Origin of the sequence: Nonomuraea sp. SBT364 (assembly GCF_001083785.1) — a bacterium.
In the GTDB taxonomy this organism is placed as follows: Bacteria; Actinomycetota; Actinomycetes; order Streptosporangiales; family Streptosporangiaceae; genus Nonomuraea.
The window spans coordinates 1-20,178 of sequence record NZ_LAVL01000148.1; the positions used below are offsets into that span (position 1 = coordinate 1).

A 20,178-nucleotide genomic window follows, 5' to 3' on the forward strand; every position below is an offset into this window, starting at 1 on the left:
GGAGGGGGAGGGGGAGCGCCGGTCCGCGATGGCGGGGTGCGCTCCCCCGAGCGTGCTGGCTCACCTGAGAACCCTGTAGAGGGCCGAGGTGAGGGAGGCGCGCGAGTCGTCCTGGTCGATGGACCACATCATGGCGCCGCCCAGGCGCTTGAGGCGGATGTAGGCCGCCTTCTGCGTCAGCACCACCGGGTCGTCGTACGACCAGAACTCGTTGCCGTCGTAGAGCCAGACGGCGCCGGTGCGCAGGTCGCGGTGACGCTTGCCGGGCTTGTTGACCAGGTCCTTGTAGTCCTCGGCGCCGGCCGCCCACTTGCCGGGGGCCGGGCCGGTGGCCGGCTGGTAGAGGCCGTCGCCGCCGGCGGTGACGCCGGTCCAGCCCTGGCCGTAGGCGGGGACGCCGATGACCAGCTTGCGGGCCGGGGCGCCACGTGACAGGTAGTCGCGGACGGTCTGGTCGACGCTGTAGCGGGGGTCGTTCGGGTCGCGGCGGTCGGTCAGGAGGTTGCCCTGGTGGCCGGTGCGATTCTCCCAGCTGCCGCGCAGGTCGTACCCCTGGATGGTGGCGAAGTCGAGCTGCCGGAAGACGCGCCGCACCTCGAAGCCGGCGTCGATCTTGGCGGCGGCGGCCGGGAGGAACGCGGTGAGTTCCGCCTGCCGGGAGTAGGCGCGGAGCTGGGTGCGGAGCTCCTCGACGAACAGGGTGAAGTTCTGCTTGTCCTCGGGGCGGATGACGTTGCCGTCGGCGCCGGAGGAGCCTGGCCACTCCCAGTCGAGGTCGATGCCGTCGAAGACGCCCGCGGCCGCGCCGGGTTCGAGGCCGGGCAGGTTGCCGCGCAGCCACAGGTCGATGCACGACCGGGCGAGCTCGGTGCGCGACTCGGGGGTGAGCACGGCGTCGGAGAAGTACTTGGAGCCGGTCCAGCCGCCCAGCGAGATGAGCGCCTTGAGGTGGGGGTGCTTGGCCTTCAGCTTGCGCAGCTGGTTGAGGTTGCCGTTCAGGGCCTGGCCGGGCGCGTCGGCGACGCCGTCGACGCTCTGCTCGGCCGGCACCGGGCGCTGCCAGTCGGCCCACGGGTCGGCCGAGTAACAGGCGCCTTCGGCGTCGACGAAGCCGAAGGCGTAGTTGACGTGCGTGAGCTTGGCGGCGGCGCCGCTGACGTCCATGTCCCTGACGTGGTAGTCGCGCCCGTAGACGCCCCATTGGATGAAGTACGCGACCCGCTTGTAGCGCGAGTGCTCCGCCTGGGCGGGCACGGCGATCGCGGTGAGGGCGACTAAGAGCGACGAGAGTGCGATGAGGATTCTCTTCACGGGGGGCGCCTCCCGGGGCAGCAACTTATAAGAAACTTTCCTATAAGTTGTCCCGGATCGTAGAGCCAGGGGATCGGGCAGTCAATGGCAGCGGGCACACTGGAGGCGTGCCATCAACGCTGCCAGACGGAGACCCCGCGCCCGGTTCGGGCGAGCTGCCCGAGAGCGCCCTGCGCGGGCTCGGTGAGCGCCCGTTCGGCTTCTACGTGCACGTCCCGTTCTGCGTGACCCGCTGCGGCTACTGCGACTTCAACACCTACACCGCCGCCGAGCTGGGCCCCGGCGCGTCCCGGAGCGACTACGCGAGCACGGTCGTCGAGGAGATCCGGCTCGCCCGCCGCGTCCTCGGTGACGCCGAGCTGCCGGTTCGGACGGTGTTCTTCGGCGGCGGCACACCCACGCTGCTGCCCGCCGAGGACCTGGCCAGGATCCTGGCGGCCATCGGCGCGGAGTTCGGGCTGGCGGCCGGCGCCGAGGTGACGACGGAGGCGAACCCGGAATCGGTCGACCCGAAATACCTCGAAAAACTGCGAGAAGGCGGCTTCAACCGGGTCAGCTTCGGTATGCAGAGCGCCCGCGACCACGTGCTGCGGGTGCTCGACCGGCAGCACACCCCCGGCCGGGCCGGGCAGGCGGTGCTGGAGGCCAGGAAGGCCGGGTTCGATCACGTCAACCTGGACCTGATCTACAGCACGCCGGGAGAGTCCGACGACGACTGGCGCGCCTCGCTGGCGGCCGCCGTCGAGGCCGAGCCCGACCACGTGTCGGCCTACTCGCTGATCGTCGAGGAGGGCACCCGGCTGGCCGCCCGGATCCGGCGCGGCGAGCTGCCGATGCCCGACGACGACGTGGCCGCCGACCGCTACCTGATCGCCGACGAGATGCTGGCCGCGGCCGGGTTCCGCTGGTACGAGGTGTCCAACTGGGCGACCTCCGACGAGGCCCGGTGCCGCCACAACCTGCTCTACTGGACCGGCGGCGACTGGTGGGCCGCCGGGCCCGGCGCGCACAGCCACGTCGGCGGCACCCGCTGGTGGAACGTCAAGCACCCCGCCCCCTACGCGCAACGCCTGGCCTCGGGCCTGTCGCCCGGGCACGCCCGTGAGGAGCTCACCGGCGACGACCGGGAGACCGAGCGGCTCATGCTGGAGCTCCGGCTCGTGTCCGGCTACCCGCTGGCCGACGTCCCGCCCGCCGCCCGTCCCCGCGTCGCCGCCGCGCTCGCCGACGGGCTCCTGGAGCCGGAGGCGTTCAAGGGCGGCCGCATGGTGCTCACCCTCCGGGGCCGCCTGCTCGCCGACGCCCTGGTCCGCGACATCCTCAGCTGACCGGCCGGACGCTGACCGGGTGGCGGCGGCCGATCGCGGCGGCCGATCGCGGCCCGGATCCGGAAGGTCAGCGCCGCCACCGGTTCAGGGGGCCCCTGTCACGAAGTCGATCAGCTCTTCCACCCGGCCCAGCAGCTCGGGCTCCAGGTCGGCGTAGCTCGAGACGGCGCCGAGGATGCGCCGCCACGCGTCGGCCGGCTCCACGCGCCAGCCCAGCGCGGCGATCACGCCCTCCTTCCAGGGCACCCCGCGCGGCACGTCCGGCCAGGCCCTGATGCCCACGGCGGACGGCTTGACCGCCTGCCAGATGTCGATGTACGGGTGACCGACCACCAGCACGTGCGGCGAGGTCACCCGGGCCGCGATGCGGCTCTCCTTGGAGCCCGGCACCAGATGGTCGACCAGCACCCCCAGCCGCCGCCCCGGCTCGGGCGCGAACTCGTCGACGATCGCCGGCAGGTCGTCGACCCCTTCCAGATACTCGACCACCACGCCCTCGACCCGCAGGTCGTGCCCCCAGATCTTCTCCACCAGGGCGGCGTCGTGCACGCCTTCGACGTAGATGCGGCTCTGCCTGGCCACCCTGGCCCGCAGCCCCTCCACGGCGATGGAACCCGAGGCGCTGCGCCTGGGGGCGCCGGGGGCGGCGGCCTGCGGCCGGACGAGCGTCACGACCTTGCCCTCCAGCAGGAACGCGGCCGGCGCGAGCGGGAACAGGCGGCGTTTGCCGAAGCGGTCCTCCAGCGTGACGGCCTCCTTGTCGCAGGCCACCACCGCGCCGCAGAAGCCGCTGTCGGCGTCCTCCACGACCAGGTCCGGCTCGGCCGGCACCTGCGGGATCTTGCCCTTGCCCGGGCGCCGCCAGTTTCCCGCGAGAACATCTCCCTCGTACACATCGGGGACCGTAGCAAATCACCCGCCCGCCGCGAGGCGCTTGCGGTGCCCGCCCCGGCGCACCACGACCACGATCGTCACGACGATCGCCGCCACGACTCCGAGCGACGCCACGAGCACGGCCACGAGCGCGCCGCCCACGATCCCGGACGCCGCGCCGAGCACGCTGCCGCCGATGCCGAACCGGGCGCCCGGCTGTCCCTGCGTGGCGCAGGTGAGCTGGTAATCGCCCGCCGAGGGCGCGTTGACCAGCGCGATCTGCTCCCAGCGGGTGCCGTTGACGGTGAGCGTGGTCTTCCCGGGCGTGCCGATGAGCGTGGCGTTGCCGGAGATCTGGCAGTCGAAGGTGACCGCGGTGTCCGTGGTGACGTAGAGCACCGGGCCGTCGGCCGGGTCGAGCGCGGCCGTGACCGTCTCGCCGGCGGCGAACGTCCGGCTCGGCGCCACGTTCGCCGCCGTGCCGAACAGGCCGGTGAAGAACAGCGCCACCGCGGCCACCACGCACACGGCGGCCACGCCCCACGCGACGCCGATCCACCTCAGCCTCGGCCTCAGCGCCTTCGGGTCCACCGGCTGCCCGAACCGGGGCGGGAACTGCTGCCCGTACTGCGGAGGCTGCTGCCCGTACTGCGGGGGTTGCGGCCCGTACTGCGGAGGCGGGGCGTAGTGCGCGGGCTGTCCCTGTGGCGGAGGCGGGCCGTACTGCGGCGGAGGCGCGTACTGTTGCTGCGGTGGTCCGGGCTCCGGCGGCGGGCCGTACGGCGAATTGTCCGTCATGTCGGCAAGTGTGATGCTTGTCATGGGGCATGTCACCGGCTAGCTCGTCAGGATCTACGCGCACGCGGACCCGGCGGCGTTATCGCACCTTGTGGGTGAGAGCCGTACACTTGGCACTCGGGAACACAGAGTGCTAGACCTGGCGTTTCCCCTAGAGGCAGCGGTAGGAGGTGCGCACGTGCTCGACGAACGTAAACTCGCGGTGCTCCGCGCCATTGTCGAAGACTACGTGTCGACCAACGAACCCGTCGGCTCCAAGGCGCTCGCCGAGCGTCACAACCTCAAGGTCTCCCCGGCCACGGTCAGGAACGACATGGCCGCGCTGGAGGAGGAGGGCTACATCACCCAGCCGCACACCAGCGCGGGCCGCGTCCCGACGGACAAGGGCTACCGCCTGTTCGTCGACCGGCTCTCGCAGGTCAAACCGCTCTCCGGGGCGGAGCGGCGGGCGATCGAGACCTTCCTCGCGGGCGCGGTCGACCTCGACGACGTGGTGACCCGCACGGTGCGGCTGCTCGCGCAGCTCACCCGGCAGGTCGCCGTCGTGCAGTATCCGACGCTGACCCGGTCCACGGTCCGGCACGTCGAGCTGGTGCCGCTCGCCGAGCGGCGGGTCATGCTCGTGCTGATCACCAACACCGGCCGCGTCGAGCAGCGCGTGATCGAGCTGCCCGAGGTGGTGGAGGACACCCGCATCGCGCACCTGCGCGCGGTGCTCAACGCCTGTCTCGACGGCTGCGGCCTGGTCAACGTGCCCGAGCTGGTGTCCGACCTGCCCGAGCGGCTGCCGGTCGAGGACCGGCCGGTGGTGGCGACGATCCTGTCGGTCCTGCTCGAAACGCTCGTCGAGCGGCACGACGAGAAGATCGTCTTCGCCGGCGCGGCCAACCTGGCCGGCGCCGACTTCAGCGTCGGCCTGCGCGACGTGCTGGAGGCGCTGGAGGAGCAGGTCGTGCTCATGCGGCTGCTCGGCGAGACAACCTCAGACACCCCGTCCGCGCTCACCGTGCGCATCGGATCGGAAAACGCCTATACCGGACTGCGGGGCACGTCCATCGTCGCGACGGGATACGGTTCTGGCGACAACCAACTGGCCCGGCTCGGCGTGCTGGGCCCCACGAGGATGGACTACCCCGTGACGATGGGCGCCGTACGCGCGGTGGCACGCTACGTCAGCCAGATCCTGGCTGCATCTTAAGAGGTCGATAAGTGGCAAACAGCGACTACTACGCCACCCTCGGGGTGCGCCGTGACGCCAGTCAGGACGAGATCAAGAAGGCCTACCGCCGGCTGGCCCGCGAGCTGCACCCTGACGTGAACCCTGATCCCGCCACCCAGGAGCGGTTCAAGGAGATCACCCAGGCTTACGAGGTGCTGTCCGACCCGAGCAAGCGCCAGATGTACGACCTCGGCGGCGACCCGTTCGGCGGCGCCGGTGGGGCGGGCGCCGGCGGCTTCGGCGCCGGGTTCCCGTTCAGCGACATCATGGACGCCTTCTTCGGCACCGCCGGCGGCACGCGCGGCCCGCGCTCGCGCGCCAGGCGCGGCCGCAACGCGACCATCCGGGTCGAGCTCGACCTGCGCGAGACCGCGTTCGGCACCACCCGCGAGCTCGTCGTCGACACGGCCGTAACCTGTGAGGTGTGCCAGGGCGCCGGCACGGCCCAGGGCACCCACCCCGACACCTGCGACATGTGCAACGGGCGCGGTGAGATCTCCCAGGTCACCCGGTCGTTCCTGGGCCAGGTCATGACCTCGCGGCCGTGCCCGCAGTGCGGCGGCTTCGGCAGCATCATCCGCCACCCGTGCCAGGAGTGCTCCGGCGACGGCCGCGTGCGCACCCGCCGCACGATCAAGGTGCGGATCCCGGCCGGCGTCGAGGACGGCACCCACATCCAGCTCGCCGGCGAGGGCGAGGTCGGCCCCGGCGGCGGCCCGCCCGGAGACCTCTTCCTGGAGATCGCCGAGAAGCCGCACGAGATCTTCGAGCGGCGCGGCGACGACCTGCACTGCACGGTCCAGATCCCGATGACGGCCGCCGCGCTGGGCACCATCCTGACCGTCGAGACCCTCGACGGCCCCGAGGAGATCGACGTGCGGCCCGGCACCCAGTCGGGGCAGATCATCACCATGTACGGGCGCGGCGTGCAGCGGCTCAACGAGTCGGGCCGCGGCGACCTGCTCATCCACGTCAACGTCGAGACGCCGGGCCGCCTCGACCCGGCTCAGGAGGAGCTGCTGCGCGAGCTGGCCAAGCTGCGTGGCGAGGAGCGACCGCCGGGCAAGTTCGCGCCGGGGCAGCAGGGGTTCTTCTCACGGCTGCGCGACGCGTTCAACGGCCGCTGACGCCGTCAGGAGCTCCTCCGGGAGCGCCACCCTGGCGGTCACCCCGCAGCGGAGCGACTCGTGCAGCCACACCCGCACGCCGAGCCGCTCCGCCAGCCGGCCCACTACGTGGTGGGCCAGGCAGCGGGCAGGCGCCGCCAGGAAGCTCTCCTCGCCCCTGAGGCGGGCGTTGGCCGTGGCCAGCTCCGCGGTCGTCATGCCGACGCCGTGGTCGGTGATCGTGATGCGGCACTCGCCCTCGTCCGCGCGGGCCCAGATCTCCACCTCGGAGTCGGGCGGCGAGAACGCCAGCGCGTTCTCCACCAGCTCGGCCAGCAGGTGCGCGACTTCGGCCACGACCGCGCCCCTGACGAGCGGGCCGTCCAGCACCCGCAGCGTCACCCGGTGGTGGCCCTCCATCTCGGCCAGCGTCAGGCGCACCACGTCGGCCACCGGGACCGGCTCCGACGACCGGCGGGCCGCCCGCTTGCCGGCCAGCACCAGCAGGCTCTCGGCGTTCCTGCGCAGCCGGCCGGTCAGCCGGTCCAGCTCGCAGAGCCTGGCCAGCGCGGCCTGGTCGGACTCGTGGCGCTGCAGCACGCCGACGGCGCCGAGCTGGCGGTGCACCAGGTCGCGGTTGCGCCGCCCGAGCTCGGCCAGCGCCTCTGCCGTGCCCGCGCGCAGCGCGGTGCGCTCGGCGGCAAGCCGCACGGCGGTCCCGTGCATGCCCCCGACGGCCAGCGCCACCTCGGTGAACGCGTCGGCCCGCGCGGGGTCCGTACCCGGCTCCCGTACGCCGCTCTCCAGCTCCGCCGCGTGGTCGCGCAGGATGCCCGCCTCCGTGGCCAGGTTGCGCAGCGGCCGCACGATCGAGCGGCTGAGCAGCATCCCGAGCACGAGCAGGATCAGCACGAGCGCCGTGCCCGCCGCCGCCAGCGTGACCAGGCGGCGGGTCTCGCGCTCCACGGCGGCGCGCGCGGCCGCGCGTGCCTGCGCCCCCGCCGTCCGCTGCGCGTCCCTCAGGGCGTCGGCACGGGCCGCGGTCGCGCTGTGCCAGGCCCGGGGGCCGGCCGACAGCGCCGAGCCGGTGACGCTCGCGACGGCCTCCTGCTCCAGGGCGGCGATCCGGGCCACCGGGCCGGTCCGCAGCGCGCGGTCCAGCGCCGCCCTGCCCGGCGGGCCGGCCAGCCGCCGGTAGCGGGTCAGGGCGTCCTCCTCGACGGCCCCGGCCCGCAGGAACGCCGCGTGGTCCGCCGCCGCGAACGAGCCTGCCGCGAACGCCCCCGTCACCAGCGCGCGCTCCTGGGCGGCCGCCTCCTCGCCCCGGGCCAGCGCCTCCAGCGGTCCGGCGGGGTGCGACGCGTCCAGCACGACCGCGATCGTGCGGGTGTAGGAGGTGAAGACGTCCAGGTGGCGGGGCGGCGCGCCGGAGGGGGAGCCGGCCGGCTCCGGAACGGGCGCCACGGCGATCTCCCCGCTCGCGCGGATCTCGGCCGGCGTGCTCAGCCCGGCCAGCGCCTCGCGTACCGGCTCGGCACCGGCGCGGCCGGCCAGCAGCGGGGTCAGGGCGGCGCGGGCGGCGTCGGTGGCGCGGCCCGCGACGATCAGGTCGGCGGCGAAGCGGTCATCACCGGCCGCGAGACCCGTCGCCAGCGCGCGCTCCTCCTGGAGGGCGTGCACCAGGCCCTCGGCGGCGAGCGCCAGGTCCACGTGGCGGACGGCGGCCGTGGCCCCGGCCCGGGCGGCGGCGAGGTCGGCGACGCCGGCTCCCGTCGCCGCGGCGAGCAGCACCGCCGGCACGGCCGGCAGCAGGAACAGGCGCACCCTCATGGGCAGCCCGCGGGCGGGGGACATGGTCATCGCGCTGGGCCCTCGTAAAGTGACGTCAGGAAAGTGCGAGTGCACGTGACACGATATTGCGTTGCGTGTTCGCTTGGCTGCGTGACGTGAAGAATCTGGAGTGCGGCAGGGTGACGGTTCCGGTGTTCCTCGCGGCGGATCTCAGCGGGTCCGAGCTGGTGCTCGACGGCCCCGAAGGGCGTCATGCCGCCGCGGTGCGGCGACTGGGCGAGGGTGAGCGGGTCGATCTGACCGACGGCGCGGGCGCGGTGGCCGAGTGCGTGGTGCGTGAGGTGCTGAAGGACGCGCTCCGGCTGGACGTGCTCGACCGGCGCGAGGTGCCCGCGCCCCGGCCCCGGCTGGTCGTGGTGCAGGGGCTGCCCAAGGGCGACAGGGGCGAGCTGGCCGTGGAGATGATGACCGAGGCGGGCGTCGACGTGATCGTCCCGTGGTCCGCCTCGCGCAGCATCACCCAGTGGAAGGGTGAGCGGGCCGCCAAGGCGCTGGCGCGGTGGCGGTCCACCGCGCGTGAGGCGGGCAAGCAGGCGCGCCGGTTCCACCTGCCGGAGGTGACCGAGCCGGCCACGACCGCGCGCGTCGAGGCGCTGCTGGCCGGGGCGGCGCTGGGGATGGTGCTGCACGAGGAGGCGGCCGAGCCGCTGTCGCGGGTGGCGCTGCCGCCGGGCGGCGACCTCGTCGTCGTGGTGGGGCCGGAAGGCGGCGTGTCCGGCGAGGAACTGGCGCGCTTCGAGGCGGCCAAGGCGGTGCCGGTGCTGCTCGGGCCGACGGTGCTGCGCACCTCCACGGCCGGCGTGGCCGCCGCGGCGGTCCTGCTGGCGCGTACCGGCCGCTGGTAGCGCTCAGGTCAGGGGAGCGGGATGGGGGTGCCGAGCAGCGGCGACGGCGCGTCCGACGAGGTCGGCGTGGGGTCGCCCGGAGGGCACTCCTCGACGGGGCAGGGCGCCTCGGGCTCGGCCGTCTCCGAGATCGACGGCGCGGGAGTGGGCGTCGGCGTGATCTCCGGGCAGTCGGACGGCGGCTCCGCCTGCTCCTCGGCGGCCGTCGGGCACGGCGTCGTGCTGGCCTCCGCCGTCGGCGTGGGCGACGGCTTGCTGGTCGACCTGGCCGTCTCCGTCGGCGGCGGCGAAGGCGGCTGGGTGGTCGGGTCCGGGACGACGATCGCCGGCGGGTCGTCCCGCACGGTGGCCTTGGGCTCGGCGGGCCTGCTGGTCGACGACTTGGCGGGCGGGGTGGCGCTCGACGTGGCGTCCACCTCCAGGACGGGAACCTGCTCGATCACCCGGTTGCGCAGCTCGGGGACCACCATGACGATCGTGCCGGCGACCAGGACCGCGCTGGCGGCGGCGGCGCCCACCCGCCACCAGATCAGGTTGCGTGCCCCGCGCCGCTCGATCCGGGCGCGGATGATCTGCAGCCCGTCCGGCGAGGGCACGACCGCGTCCGCCTCCGCGTGCAGCGCACGGCGCAGGGCATCGCCGTGCTCGTCGGGGGGCAGGGTCATGACATCTTCTCCAGGACGGATCGCAAGGCGGCCATGCCACGCGCCGTGTGACTCTTGACCGCGCCCTTGCTGATGCCCATGGCGTGGGCGATCTCAGCCTCGGACAGATCACCGTAGTAACGAAGGACCAATGCCTCTCTCTGACGGGTGGGCAGGGCTCGCAGCGCCTCGATCACGGCGGAGCGTTCGAGCTCGCCGATCGCCCCGTTCTCGGCGCTCGGCGCGTCGGGCAGGCCCTTGGGGGCGTACTTCTCGACGACCGCGCGGTGACGCAGCACGGAACGGGACCGGTTGACGACGGATTGACGCAGGTAGGCGAGTGCTTTGTCGGGGTCACGCAGTCTGCGCCAGGCGCCGTGGATGGCGACGAACGCGTCTTGCACGACTTCCTCCGCGGTTGCCATGTCGCGCACCAGCAACACAGCGAGACGTACCAATGACCGAAAGTGCGCGCTGTAGAGCGCGGTCACGGCCATGTCGGCGTCCCACCCGACCGGCACCGCCCCCATGGACCTGTCGGCCAGGAGGGTTTCGGTGGTCACTTCAGTGGGACGCGCGGCCTTGCCTGAGGGTTTACGCTCTTCCGGTTCCTTAGGGGGCATGACCCAGTCGTGTCCTCGCCAGGTGGCCTCGCCCGACCCTGAATCGTCTTTTTTCCTTGAAGTGTCGCACACACACCCTAACCGTGTTGATCTTCGGACGCCACGCGGGATCTGGTCACCGATTCGCAACGCTGATCAGGGGCTGGACGGCGCGCCAGGTCAGGGATGTCCCGTGACACAGCCCTATCGGTAAGGTGATCGGGTGACCGACTGCCTCTTCTGCAAGATCGTGGCCAAGGAGGTCCGGGCCGAGGTCGTCCTGGAGACCGAGCGGGCCCTGGCGTTCCGTGACATCAACCCGCAGGCGCCCACCCATGTGCTGGTCATCCCGAAGGCGCACCACGCCGACGCGGCGGCCCTGGCCGAGGCCGACGACGGGCTCGCCGACGACGTGCTCAAGGCCGCGCACGCCGTGGCCGTGCAGGAGGGCGTCGCCGAGGGCGGCTACCGGATCGTGTTCAACACCGGGCCGGCCGCCGGGCAGACCGTCTTCCACGTGCACGCCCACGTGCTGGGAGGGCGCGACCTGACCTGGCCGCCCGGGTGATATTGACATGAGCAATCGGCCTGGTCCCGGCTACCATGGGGACACAAGCCATGCCAAGGAGACCGGGAGGCATCAGGCCGCTGGCCTGCCCATGTCCGAACTACACGAATCCCGACGAACGGCACCTCCCTCGCGCACTCAAGCCAAGGTGCTGATTCCGGACGAATATCCGATGGTCAGCCTCCTGGGCTCCCGTGACGAGCTGCTGCGCGTCATCGAAGGCGCCTTCAAGGCCGACATCCACGTGCGCGGGAACGAGATCACCGTCACCGGCAGCCCCGACGAGAGCGGCACCGTGGTGCGGCTGTTCGAGGAGCTGGTCGAGGTGCTGCGCAGCGGCGGCGAGCTCACTCCCGACGCGGTCGAGCGGAGCATCGCCATGCTCCGCATGACCTCCGACCGCCCGGCGGAGGTGCTGTCGCTCGACATCCTCTCCTCGCGCGGGCGCACGATCAGGCCCAAGACGGTCAACCAGAAGCGCTACGTCGACGCGATCGACAAGCACACGGTCGTCTTCGGCATCGGCCCGGCCGGCACCGGCAAGACCTACCTCGCGATGGCCAAGGCCGTGCGCGCGCTGCAGGAGAAGCGGGTCAACCGCATCATCCTGACGCGTCCCGCGGTCGAGGCGGGCGAGCGGCTCGGCTTCCTGCCCGGCACCCTCTACGAGAAGATCGACCCCTACCTGCGGCCGCTGTACGACGCGCTGCACGACATGGTCGACCCCGACTCGATCCCCAAGCTGATGGCCGCGGGCACGATCGAGGTCGCGCCCCTGGCCTACATGCGCGGCCGCACGCTCAACGACGCCTTCATCATCCTCGACGAGGCACAGAACTCCTCGGCCGAGCAGATGAAGATGTTCCTGACCAGGCTCGGCTTCAACTCCAAGATCGTGGTGACGGGTGACGTGACCCAGGTCGACCTGCCCTCGGGCACGGTCAGCGGCCTGCGGGTGGTGCAGGAGATCCTCGAGGGCATCCCCGACATCCACTTCGCCCGGCTGACCAGCTCCGACGTGGTCCGCCACAAGCTGGTGAGCGAGATCGTCGACGCCTACGGCCGCTACGACGCCCTCCAGGAGCCGAGCTCCGCGAAGCAGATCCAGCAGCAGCGGGGTAAGCGCCGATGAGCATCGAGATCAACAACGAGTCCGGCGTCGGCGTCGACGAGGAGACCCTCGTCGAGCTGGCGGGCCACGTGCTCGGCGAGATGGGCATCAACCCGCTCGCCGAGCTCTCGATCGTGGTCGTCGACGAGGACGCCATGGCCGAGCTCCACGAGAAGTGGATGGGCGAGCCGGGCCCGACCGACGTGCTGGCCTTCCCGATGGACGAGCTGCGCCCCGGCGGCGGCGCCCGCGGCGACGGTGAGAGCCCCGCCGACCCGGCGCTGCTGGGCGACGTGGTGCTCTGCCCCCAGGTCGCGGCCAGGCAGGCCGAGGAGGCCGGGCACAGCGCCCAGGACGAGCTCGAGCTGCTGTGCACGCACGGCATCCTGCATCTGATGGGTTACGACCACGCCGAGCCCGAAGAGCACAAGGAGATGTTCGGGCTGCAGGCGCGGTTGCTCGAGGCGTGGCGGGAGGTGCGCAGCTCCCGGTGAACGCCTGGTTGCCGTTGGCCATCGTCCTCGTCGTGGTCGGTGGCCTGATCGCCAGCGCGGAAACGGCGCTGACACGCATCTCCCGGGTGCGCGCCGACGAGGCCGTGCGCGACCGCAGGCGCGGCGCCGACCGGCTGCACGCCATCGTCTCCGACGCGCCCCGCTACCTGAATCTGCTGCTCCTGCTCCGGCTGAGCTGCGAGCTGGTCGCGACGGTGATCGCGACCCTGCTGTTCATCGACCTCATGCACGACCAGGGCTGGGCGTACGTGTCCGCGGCGGCCGTGATGATCGTGGTGAGCTACGTGATCGTCGGCGTCATGCCGCGTACCCTGGGCCGCCAGCACGCCGAGCCGATCGCACTGGCCAGTGCCCCGATCGTCTACGGGCTGACGAAGATCTTCGGGCCGCTGCCCAAGCTGCTCATCCTGCTCGGCAACGAGCTGACGCCCGGCAAGGGGTTCCGCGACGGGCCGTTCACCTCGGAGGCGGAGCTGCGTGACCTGGTCGACCTGGCCGAGGAGCGCAGGGTCATCGAGCCGGACGAGCGCGAGATGATCCACTCGGTGTTCGAGCTGGGTGACACGCTGGTCCGCGAGGTCATGGTGCCGCGTACCGACATGGTCTACATCGAACGGGGCAAGACGCTCAGCCAGGCGCTGTCGCTGGCGCTGCGCAGCGGCTTCTCCCGCATCCCGGTGGCCGGCGAGAACGAGGACGACGTCATCGGCATCGCCTACCTCAAGGACATCACCCGCCGGGTGCACGAGTCGGGCGCGGACCGCGGTCACGAGCGGATCGAGTCGATCATGCGTCCGGCCACCTACGTGCCCGAGAGCAAGCCGATCGACGAGCTCCTGCGCGAGATGCAGGCCAAACAGACGCACCTGGCCATCGTCATCGACGAGTACGGCGGCACGGCCGGCCTGGTCACCATCGAGGACGTGCTGGAGGAGATCGTCGGCGAGATCACCGACGAGTACGACCAGGAGGCGCCCCGGGTCGAGCCGATGCCCGGCGGGGCGCTGCGGGTGACGGCCCGGATGCCGGTGGACGAGCTGGCCGAGCTCTTCCACACCGAGATCGAGGTCGACGACGTCGAGACCGTGGGCGGGCTGCTGGCGCACGCGCTGGGCCGGGTGCCGATCGCGGGCTCCCAGGCCGAGGTGGCGGGCCTCAGGCTCACGGCCGAGAGCCTGGCCGGGCGGCGCAACCGGATCAGCACCGTGGTGGTGCGGCGGGTGCTCCCGCTGGGCGACGACGTGGTCCCGGCCACCGCCGAGCACGACTGACGCACGACCGGTGAGCACAGCCAGGTTGTCGCAAGTGTTCTACAAGTCTTCTGCAAGCGCCGTCCGCCAATCTTTCCATCGACGCCCTGTGCGGTGGGTGTCACGAGGGAGGCGTCCGAACGCCGGGTGGGGTTCGCGGCGGGAGGAACGCTTCCGGGGGGACGGCAACGTCTCGGTCAGCTAGCCGATCGTGACGTTGTTCGGCGTAAAGGGTGTTCTCGTCTGATGAGGGCGGGAGCACCCTTTTTGCGTTTGATCGTTTGTTGGTAGTAGCGGTGGATTGCCGTAATTGCCGACCGGGGAGGCTGCCGGGCGGGGGGAATCATGAAACGCGGACAGCGGATCATCGCCTGCGGGCTCCTTGCCGGTGCCCTGACAGGCTGCGGAGACGGGGGCCTCGTCCAAGGGGTCGACGTACAGGCCCTGGCCCAGATGCGGGAGGTTCTCAAGAAGGAGCCCCGGCTGCCCGAAGGCTTCTCGCCTCGGCCCGAGCAGGCATGGCGGGCGCCGTTCACACCGGCAGACCGCAACTGCCGGGCCGTGCTGGAGGCGGCGGGCGGGCGCGCGCCCACGCGGGCCCTGACCGCGCAGGCGGCGGCCAGCTACCAGGGGGACGAGCTGGGCGAGCAGGTCGGGGTCGGCCTGGCCCGCTACACCGGCGCCGCCGCCGAGCGGCACCTCGCCGATCTGGCCAGGGCGCTGGAGGCGTGCCGGGCCGTACGCGAGGGCACCGGCACCCACCTGCGCACGACGCTGGTGCCGGTCGAGGAGGTGGCCGACGAGGCGGTGGGCGGTGAGCTGCGGGGGCGGCTGAACGGCTACCCGTACACGCTGGACGTGGTGCTCGCCCGGTCGGGAGACACACTGGTCTCGCTGGTGCACACGAGCATGGCCGAGGTGGACCCGCAGCGCACGCGGCAGCTCCTCGACGCCGTGATGCGGATGGCCAGCGCCTAACCTAGTCCTCGTGACTCTCGATCCCGAAGACAGCAAGATCATCACGCTGGCGCGTTCGTCCCGGGCGCGCAACGGCTCCGCCCAGGGCGCCGCCGTACGCGACGAGACCGGCCGCACCTATGCCGCCACCGACGTCGCCCTCACCTCGCTCGCCCTGTCGGCGGTGCAGGTGGCGGTGGCGATGGCCGTGTCCAGCGGCGCGCGGTCGCTGGAGGCCGTGGCGCTGGTGACCGACGGCGACGGGCCGAGCGCCGCCGACGAGGCCGCCGCCCGCGAGCTGGGCGTCAAGGCCATCCTCGTGGCCGGCCCCGACGGCACGCCGCGAGGCGGCGCGGCCGGCGAGGGCGAGGGCTGACATGCCGATGTCGCCGTTCCTGGCCCGGCTGCGCGACAAGGTGGGCTCCGAGCTGCTCATGCTGCCGTCGGTGAACGGCTGCGTGTTCGACGGGAGCGGCAGGCTTCTCGTGGCGCGCCACGGCGACATCGGCCTCTGGGCCACCCCCGGCGGCGGCGTCGACCCCGACGAGCGGCCGGAGGACGCCGTGGTGCGCGAGCTGCGCGAGGAGCTCGGCATCGAGGTCGAGGTGCGCGGCCTCATCGGCGCCTACGGCGGCCCCGACTTCCGCACCCTCTACCCCAACGGTCACCAGGTCGCCTATGTGATCATCACGTACGCCTGCGCCATCGTCTCAGGCACGCCCACCCCCGACGGCGACGAGATCAACGACGCCCGATGGGTCACCGAGCCGGAGCTGGCCGGGCTCGAGATGACCGCGTGGAGCCCGCACGTGCTGCCTCACGTCTTCGCCTGGTGGCGTGACCAGGCCGGTTGATGAGCCAGAATGCACTATGTGACTTCGCCAGACAGCCATCGCGCCGGATTCGCCTGCTTCGTGGGGAGGCCGAACGTCGGCAAGTCCACGCTGATGAACGCCCTGGTCGGCACGAAAGTGGCGATCACCTCGTCCAAGCCGCAGACCACCCGCCGGGCCATCAGAGGCATCGTGCACCGGCCCGAGGCGCAGATCGTCATCGTCGACACGCCCGGCCTGCACCGCCCGCGCACGCTGCTCGGTGAGCGGCTCGACAGCCTCGTGCTGTCCACGCTCACCGAGGTGGACGTGATCGGGTTCTGCGTGCCGGCCGGCGACCCGATCGGCAAGGGCGACCGGTTCATCGCCGACAAGCTCGCCGCCGTCAAGGGCACGCCCGTGGTGGCCGTGGTCACCAAGTGCGACCTGGTGAGCCGCGACCAGATCGCGGCGCAGCTGCTGGCGGTCTCGGAGATCGCGGAGTTCGCGGCGGTCGTCCCGGTGTCGGCGCGGTCCGGTGAGCAGCTCGACGTGCTCGGCGACGTGCTCATCGAGCACCTGCCGGAGTCGCCGCCGCTCTACGAGGGCGGTCAGCTCACCGACGAGCCCGAGCAGGTGCTGGTCGGCGAGCTCATCCGGGAGGCGGCCCTCGAAGGCGTGCGCGACGAGCTGCCGCACTCCATCGCCGTCGTCGTCGACGAGATGCTGCCCCGCGAGGGGCGCGACGACCTGCTCGACATCTACGCGCACCTGTTCGTCGAGCGGCCGTCGCAGAAGGCCATCGTCATCGGCCACAAGGGCGAGCGGCTGCGCGAGGTCGGCACCGCGGCCCGCAAGCAGATCGAGGCGCTGCTCGGCACCCGCGTCTACCTGGACCTGCGCATCAGCGTCCTGAAAGACTGGCAGCGCGACCCCAAGCAGCTGCGCCGTCTCGGCTTCTACGACTGACGGCCGTCAGCGCGCCCGCCGGCGGGCCAGGGCGAGGAGCGCCAGCAGGACCACCGCCAGCGACGAGGCCAGGGCCGCGAACCAGCCGTAGCGGATGACCGGCTCGATCGACAGGAAGCGGCCCAGGTCGATCGAGACCCGGTCCTGGAATCCGGCCGAGTCGGTCACGAACAGCACCAGCACCAGCGTCGCCAGCGCACCGGGCAGCGCGGCCAGGGCGGCGACCCTGGGTCGGGTCAGCAGGCCGGCCAGCCCGAAGGCGATCGCCACCAGGCCGGCGATCAGCGTCCAGACGCCGAACGTGTCGTCGATGCCGCGGACGTCGCGCGTCACGCCGGCGCCGACCAGCTCGCTCGTCGCCTGGAGACCGGCCCACGGCAGGACGGCGCAGAAGACCAGCAGACCGCCCGCGAGCATGATCGCGACGGCGAACAGCCTGCCGGTGGGCGATGGCATGAGGTTGTCGGCCACACGATCACCATAAGCCGACCGTGCCGCCGTCACCACCGTCCGCGACGCGCCAACGATGTCGCCGCGCCGCGCTATCGGCTTTCCCGGGCGCGCGACTCGCCCCACTCCAGCCTGGCCCGCAGCTCGACGGCATCGCCCGCCAGTGCCGAGACCAGGACGCCGGGACCGGCCAGAGGCAGCACCACCACCCCGTCCCCGACCCCGTCCCCGACCACGGCCGTCTGTGGCCGATCCCCGGCGAGGAGGGTGTTGCCGACGCAGGTGGCGCCCGCCAGGACGGCGGGGGAGGCGTCCAGGCCGGTGCCGAGCGACAGCTCCTGCCTGAGCAGCGGGCGCCCGCCGACGGTGGCGTCGAAGCGGGTACGGCAGCGGCCCGGCCGCTCGCCATGGCGGCCGAGGACGATCTCCTCGCGCCAGACGGCCCGGGCGGCCGGATCCAGCGCGAGCCGTACCGACAGGATGTGGTCGCAGCCGGCGGCGAGGACCGTCGGCTCGGGGACGAAGCGGAGCGTGGCGCCGGCGCCCACCCGCGCGCTGACGCGCATGGCGGACCGGCCCGCCCCCGGCAGGACGAGCGTGCTCGCGACCGACCGGACCTCCAGGGTGGTGTGCGGGGCGACGTCCAGGTCGAGCTCCAGCTGGTCGCCGCCCAGCGGGCCGGCCGCCGTCGAGATGAGGTGCACGGTGTACGGGCCCGTCTGGCGGAGCGTCAGCGGGGGAGCCGACCGCAGCGTGGGGATGGTGGTGCGGCCCGCCCGGCAGGCGGTCACCACCGCCGCGGCGGCCCGCATGGCACGCGGGGCGACGAGCGGCATGTCAGGAGTGACGCCAGGTCTTGGCCTGGTCCTTGACCCAGGCGGACACCTCGGCCGCGGTGGGGTCCTGCCTGATCGAGGTGAACATGACCGGTTTGCCGGCCCTGACCGCCGCCGCGTCGCGGGCCATCACGTCCAGGTCGGCGTTCACCAGCGGGGCCAGGTCGGTCTTGTTGACGACGAGCAGGTCGGCCATGGTGACGCCGGGGCCGCCCTTGCGCGGCACCTTGTCGCCGCCCGACACGTCCAGGACGAAGATCTGCCGGTCGGCCAGCCCGCGGCTGAACGTCGCCGTCAGGTTGTCGCCGCCGCTCTCCACCACGACCAGGTCCAGCGGTCCGAACCGTTCCTCCAGCGTCTCCACGGCGTCGAGGTTGGCGGCGATGTCGTCGCGGATCGCGGTGTGCGGGCAGCAGCCGGTCTCCACCGCGAGGATGCGTTCCGGGTCGAGGACGCCCGCCCGGCGCAGGAAGTCGGCGTCCTCGGTGGTGTAGATGTCGTTGGTGACGACGCCGAGCTGCAGGGCCGGGCCGAGCGTCCGGCACAGCGCCGCCACCAGGGCCGTCTTGCCGCTCCCCACCGGCCCGCCGACCCCCAGGCGCAGGGCGCGGCCGTGGCCGTCGGGGGTGTGGTGACGATCGCGGTGGTTGGCGCCCATGAGGTGGGATCCTTCCTGCTAGGAGATGAAGAGCCTGACGTGGGCCTGCGCGTGCCGTTCGGCGAGAAGATCGAGGGCGGGCGCGGCGTGGGCGGGCAGCCCGGCCCACGCAGTCACCGGCCCGCCGTCGGAGAGCTCCGAGCCGAGGTCGAGTTCCGTGGAGAGATCGGCCTCCGAGCCGAGGTCGAGTTCCGTGGAGAGGCCGAGCTCCGGGGTGAGGTCGGCGAGGAGGCGGTGGACGGCCACCGGGTCGAGCCCGAGCAGCCGGACCGCCGCCGTGGCCGGGCCGGTGATCGCCTGGTAGGCCGCCGCCAGAGCGGCGTCCCCGGGTGCCGCGCCCGCCGCGTGCGCCGCCGCGCCGAGCGCGATCGGGTGGTGCGGGCTCGGTACGGTCCGCGCCAGGTCGTCGAGCACCGGCGACGGCCACAGCCGTGCCGCCACCCGGAGCAGCAGCCTTCCCTGGGTGCGCGACGCCTTCCGCAGCGCGGGAGAGGCGGTCCGCGCGTCCACCTCGGCATCCAGCTCCTCCCACGCGGGCGAGCGACCAGGGAGGAACGGGCCGTCCTCCAGGGGTTGGGCGTCCCTCCGGGGCGGGGCGTCCCTCAAGTCTGGAGTGTCCCCCGGGGGCAGGGCGTCCGTCCAGGGGTGCGCCCGCGCGGCGAGGGCGCAGGCCGCGGCGGCGAGGGCGGCGGCGGTGCGGCCCGAGGTGCGGAGGCGGCCACGGAGGAAGGCCGCGAGGGTGGGCAGGTCGTGGACGGCGCCGGTGCTGATCGCCTGTTCGATGCCGCCGGAGTGGGCGTGGGCGCCGGCCGGGAGGCGGGAGTCGGTCAGGAGGAGGATCGCCGGGTTCATCAGAAGAGGAAGTAGCGCTGGGTCAGAGGCAGGCTCCGGGCGGGGGCGGGCTCGACGAGTTCGCCGTCGATGCGGACCTCGAACGTGTCGGGCGACACCTCGATGCGGGGCAGCGCGTCGTTGAGCGGCATCGACTCCTTGCCCCGGGAACGTACCGGAGCCACGGGAACCAGGCGGCGGCGGACGGCGAGGCGGTCGGCGAGTCCGGCGTCCAGGGCCTGGGGGGAGACGAAGTGCAGGGAGGTGGCGGCGGCGGTGGCGCTGGTCCTGCTCATCGTGGCGGCCGCGGCGGCGGACGCCGCGGTGGCGCTGCGGGTGGAGTTCCAGGTGGCGCCGACCGCCGTCGGCGTGGCGATCGCGCCGTGGGTGATGCTGGCGGTCGCGCTCTGGCTGTGGCTGCTGCTGATCAAGCACGTACAGGATCGCAGGACGTCCGGCGCCGGCCACGGCACGGACGAGGACGACATCGTGCCCTTCCCTCGCGCCGTCGGCGCGCAGGAGAAGCCGCATCGGGAGCCGTACGAACCGCCCCGCGCGGAGCCGCTGCCCGACACGCGGCTCGACCGGGAGCACCGGGCCCGCCTGGAGACCACGCCGGTCGTGGGCCCCACCCCCGCCCCTGA

General features: G+C 72.6%; 24 protein-coding genes. 13 read left to right on the top strand and 11 right to left on the bottom strand.

From position 1 onward, the window contains the following. Positions 1–60: 60 nt before the first annotated feature. Positions 61–1,311, bottom strand: coding sequence for a glycoside hydrolase family 18 protein (locus ADY59_RS37965; RefSeq protein ID WP_049573146.1), 1,251 nt, complete (start codon positions 1,309–1,311; stop codon positions 61–63). 107 nt (positions 1,312–1,418) lie between these two features. Between ADY59_RS37965 and hemW the strand changes: the two genes are divergently transcribed. Continuing rightward, positions 1,419–2,639, top strand: a complete 1,221-nt coding sequence (gene hemW / locus ADY59_RS37970; RefSeq protein ID WP_049573149.1) for a radical SAM family heme chaperone HemW — start codon at positions 1,419–1,421, stop codon at positions 2,637–2,639. Positions 2,640–2,723: 84 nt separating this feature from the next. Here the strand turns inward: hemW and ADY59_RS37975 are convergent, their stop codons facing one another. Further along, positions 2,724–3,533 carry a DUF3097 domain-containing protein gene (locus ADY59_RS37975; protein ID WP_049573151.1) on the bottom strand — a complete coding sequence of 270 codons (810 nt, stop codon included), beginning with the start codon at positions 3,531–3,533 and terminating at the stop codon, positions 2,724–2,726. An 18-nt stretch (positions 3,534–3,551) separates the two neighbouring features. After that, positions 3,552–4,310: a hypothetical protein gene (locus ADY59_RS37980; protein WP_156325975.1), complete on the bottom strand. Its 759-nt coding sequence runs from the start codon at positions 4,308–4,310 to the stop codon at positions 3,552–3,554. A 178-nt stretch (positions 4,311–4,488) separates the two neighbouring features. On the opposite strand from ADY59_RS37980, the gene hrcA reads away from it, so the two are divergent. After that, complete coding sequence (gene hrcA / locus ADY59_RS37985; protein ID WP_049573157.1) at positions 4,489–5,508, top strand: heat-inducible transcriptional repressor HrcA; 1,020 nt, start codon at positions 4,489–4,491, stop codon at positions 5,506–5,508. An 11-nt stretch (positions 5,509–5,519) separates the two neighbouring features. Next, positions 5,520–6,656: a molecular chaperone DnaJ gene (dnaJ, locus tag ADY59_RS37990; protein ID WP_049573158.1), complete on the top strand. Its 1,137-nt coding sequence runs from the start codon at positions 5,520–5,522 to the stop codon at positions 6,654–6,656. On the opposite strand, the gene ADY59_RS37995 is transcribed toward dnaJ, so the two are convergent. Next, the gene (locus ADY59_RS37995) at positions 6,624–8,495 is read right to left on the bottom strand and encodes a sensor histidine kinase (RefSeq protein WP_049573159.1); all 1,872 of its coding nucleotides are present in this window, start codon (positions 8,493–8,495) and stop codon (positions 6,624–6,626) included. The genes dnaJ and ADY59_RS37995 overlap by 33 nt on opposite strands. A gap of 110 nt (positions 8,496–8,605) precedes the next feature. Here ADY59_RS37995 and ADY59_RS38000 point away from each other — a divergent pair, with 110 nt between their 5' ends. Further along, complete coding sequence (locus ADY59_RS38000; protein ID WP_049573202.1) at positions 8,606–9,331, top strand: 16S rRNA (uracil(1498)-N(3))-methyltransferase; 726 nt, start codon at positions 8,606–8,608, stop codon at positions 9,329–9,331. Positions 9,332–9,339: 8 nt separating this feature from the next. Here the strand turns inward: ADY59_RS38000 and ADY59_RS38005 are convergent, their stop codons facing one another. After that, a complete protein-coding gene (locus tag ADY59_RS38005; protein WP_049573160.1) occupies positions 9,340–9,996 on the bottom strand; it encodes a hypothetical protein in 657 nt (218 codons plus the stop codon). Continuing rightward, positions 9,993–10,505 carry a SigE family RNA polymerase sigma factor gene (locus ADY59_RS38010; RefSeq protein ID WP_049573205.1) on the bottom strand — a complete coding sequence of 171 codons (513 nt, stop codon included), beginning with the start codon at positions 10,503–10,505 and terminating at the stop codon, positions 9,993–9,995. The genes ADY59_RS38005 and ADY59_RS38010 overlap by 4 nt, the downstream gene beginning before the upstream one ends. A gap of 295 nt (positions 10,506–10,800) precedes the next feature. On the opposite strand from ADY59_RS38010, the gene ADY59_RS38015 reads away from it, so the two are divergent. The 8 genes from ADY59_RS38015 to era all read left to right on the top strand — a co-directional run bounded on the left by ADY59_RS38015 (position 10,801) and on the right by era (position 16,759). Further along, the gene (locus ADY59_RS38015) at positions 10,801–11,145 is read left to right on the top strand and encodes a histidine triad nucleotide-binding protein (RefSeq protein ID WP_049573168.1); all 345 of its coding nucleotides are present in this window, start codon (positions 10,801–10,803) and stop codon (positions 11,143–11,145) included. Positions 11,146–11,236: 91 nt separating this feature from the next. Continuing rightward, the gene (locus ADY59_RS38020) at positions 11,237–12,277 is read left to right on the top strand and encodes a PhoH family protein (protein ID WP_049573171.1); all 1,041 of its coding nucleotides are present in this window, start codon (positions 11,237–11,239) and stop codon (positions 12,275–12,277) included. Beyond that, the gene (gene ybeY, locus ADY59_RS38025) at positions 12,274–12,750 is read left to right on the top strand and encodes an rRNA maturation RNase YbeY (RefSeq protein ID WP_049573179.1); all 477 of its coding nucleotides are present in this window, start codon (positions 12,274–12,276) and stop codon (positions 12,748–12,750) included. Before ADY59_RS38020 ends, ybeY begins: the two co-directional genes overlap by 4 nt. Continuing rightward, entirely contained in the window at positions 12,747–14,042 is a 1,296-nt protein-coding gene (locus tag ADY59_RS38030) for a hemolysin family protein (RefSeq protein ID WP_049573206.1), read from the top strand. The genes ybeY and ADY59_RS38030 overlap by 4 nt, the downstream gene beginning before the upstream one ends. Positions 14,043–14,474: 432 nt before the next feature. Then, positions 14,475–14,999, top strand: a complete 525-nt coding sequence (locus ADY59_RS38035; RefSeq protein ID WP_049573182.1) for a hypothetical protein — start codon at positions 14,475–14,477, stop codon at positions 14,997–14,999. 10 nt (positions 15,000–15,009) lie between these two features. Then, on the top strand, positions 15,010–15,354 hold the full coding sequence (locus ADY59_RS38040) for a hypothetical protein (RefSeq protein WP_049573187.1): 345 nt from the start codon (positions 15,010–15,012) through the stop codon (positions 15,352–15,354). Between the two features lies 1 nt (position 15,355). Beyond that, positions 15,356–15,832 carry an NUDIX domain-containing protein gene (locus ADY59_RS38045; RefSeq protein WP_049573188.1) on the top strand — a complete coding sequence of 159 codons (477 nt, stop codon included), beginning with the start codon at positions 15,356–15,358 and terminating at the stop codon, positions 15,830–15,832. Between the two features lie 18 nt (positions 15,833–15,850). Next, on the top strand, positions 15,851–16,759 hold the full coding sequence (era, locus tag ADY59_RS38050; protein WP_231619088.1) for a GTPase Era: 909 nt from the start codon (positions 15,851–15,853) through the stop codon (positions 16,757–16,759). Positions 16,760–16,765: 6 nt separating this feature from the next. Here era and ADY59_RS38055 read toward each other — a convergent pair whose 3' ends face one another. From ADY59_RS38055 to ADY59_RS48110, 5 genes are all read right to left on the bottom strand, one after another. After that, on the bottom strand, positions 16,766–17,230 hold the full coding sequence (locus ADY59_RS38055; protein ID WP_049573196.1) for a hypothetical protein: 465 nt from the start codon (positions 17,228–17,230) through the stop codon (positions 16,766–16,768). A gap of 71 nt (positions 17,231–17,301) precedes the next feature. Further along, positions 17,302–18,045, bottom strand: a complete 744-nt coding sequence (locus ADY59_RS38060; protein ID WP_063780909.1) for an urease accessory protein UreD — start codon at positions 18,043–18,045, stop codon at positions 17,302–17,304. A 1-nt stretch (position 18,046) separates the two neighbouring features. Further along, complete coding sequence (gene ureG / locus ADY59_RS38065) at positions 18,047–18,703, bottom strand: urease accessory protein UreG (RefSeq protein WP_049573199.1); 657 nt, start codon at positions 18,701–18,703, stop codon at positions 18,047–18,049. Positions 18,704–18,721: 18 nt separating this feature from the next. Further along, a complete protein-coding gene (locus ADY59_RS38070) occupies positions 18,722–19,555 on the bottom strand; it encodes an urease accessory protein UreF (RefSeq protein WP_063780910.1) in 834 nt (277 codons plus the stop codon). Beyond that, entirely contained in the window at positions 19,555–19,830 is a 276-nt protein-coding gene (locus ADY59_RS48110) for a hypothetical protein (RefSeq protein ID WP_063780911.1), read from the bottom strand. Before ADY59_RS48110 ends, ADY59_RS38070 begins: the two co-directional genes overlap by 1 nt. On the opposite strand from ADY59_RS48110, the gene ADY59_RS48115 reads away from it, so the two are divergent. Next, positions 19,811–20,178 (top strand): hypothetical protein (locus tag ADY59_RS48115; RefSeq protein WP_156325976.1); only part of this gene is annotated, 368 nt, incomplete at its 3' end. The two genes, ADY59_RS48110 and ADY59_RS48115, sit on opposite strands and share 20 nt — an antisense overlap.

Excerpts from the sequence above, each read along its gene's own strand:
- ADY59_RS48110 (WP_063780911.1), bottom strand. The coding sequence starts at position 19,830 with ATGAGCAGGACCAGCGCCACCGCCGCCGCCACCTCCCTGCACTTCGTC.
- ADY59_RS38070 (WP_063780910.1), bottom strand. The coding sequence starts at position 19,555 with ATGAACCCGGCGATCCTCCTCCTGACCGACTCCCGCCTCCCGGCCGGC.
- ureG (WP_049573199.1), bottom strand. The coding sequence starts at position 18,703 with ATGGGCGCCAACCACCGCGATCGTCACCACACCCCCGACGGCCACGGC.
- ADY59_RS37980 (WP_156325975.1), bottom strand. The coding sequence starts at position 4,310 with ATGACGGACAATTCGCCGTACGGCCCGCCGCCGGAGCCCGGACCACCG.
- ADY59_RS38035 (WP_049573182.1), top strand. The coding sequence starts at position 14,475 with ATGCGGGAGGTTCTCAAGAAGGAGCCCCGGCTGCCCGAAGGCTTCTCG.
- ADY59_RS38020 (WP_049573171.1), top strand. The coding sequence starts at position 11,237 with ATGTCCGAACTACACGAATCCCGACGAACGGCACCTCCCTCGCGCACT.
- ADY59_RS38005 (WP_049573160.1), bottom strand. The coding sequence starts at position 9,996 with ATGACCCTGCCCCCCGACGAGCACGGCGATGCCCTGCGCCGTGCGCTG.
- ADY59_RS38010 (WP_049573205.1), bottom strand. The coding sequence starts at position 10,505 with ATGGGGGCGGTGCCGGTCGGGTGGGACGCCGACATGGCCGTGACCGCG.
- ybeY (WP_049573179.1), top strand. The coding sequence starts at position 12,274 with ATGAGCATCGAGATCAACAACGAGTCCGGCGTCGGCGTCGACGAGGAG.
- ADY59_RS38060 (WP_063780909.1), bottom strand. The coding sequence starts at position 18,045 with ATGCCGCTCGTCGCCCCGCGTGCCATGCGGGCCGCCGCGGCGGTGGTG.
- ADY59_RS38045 (WP_049573188.1), top strand. The coding sequence starts at position 15,356 with ATGCCGATGTCGCCGTTCCTGGCCCGGCTGCGCGACAAGGTGGGCTCC.
- ADY59_RS37995 (WP_049573159.1), bottom strand. The coding sequence starts at position 8,495 with ATGACCATGTCCCCCGCCCGCGGGCTGCCCATGAGGGTGCGCCTGTTC.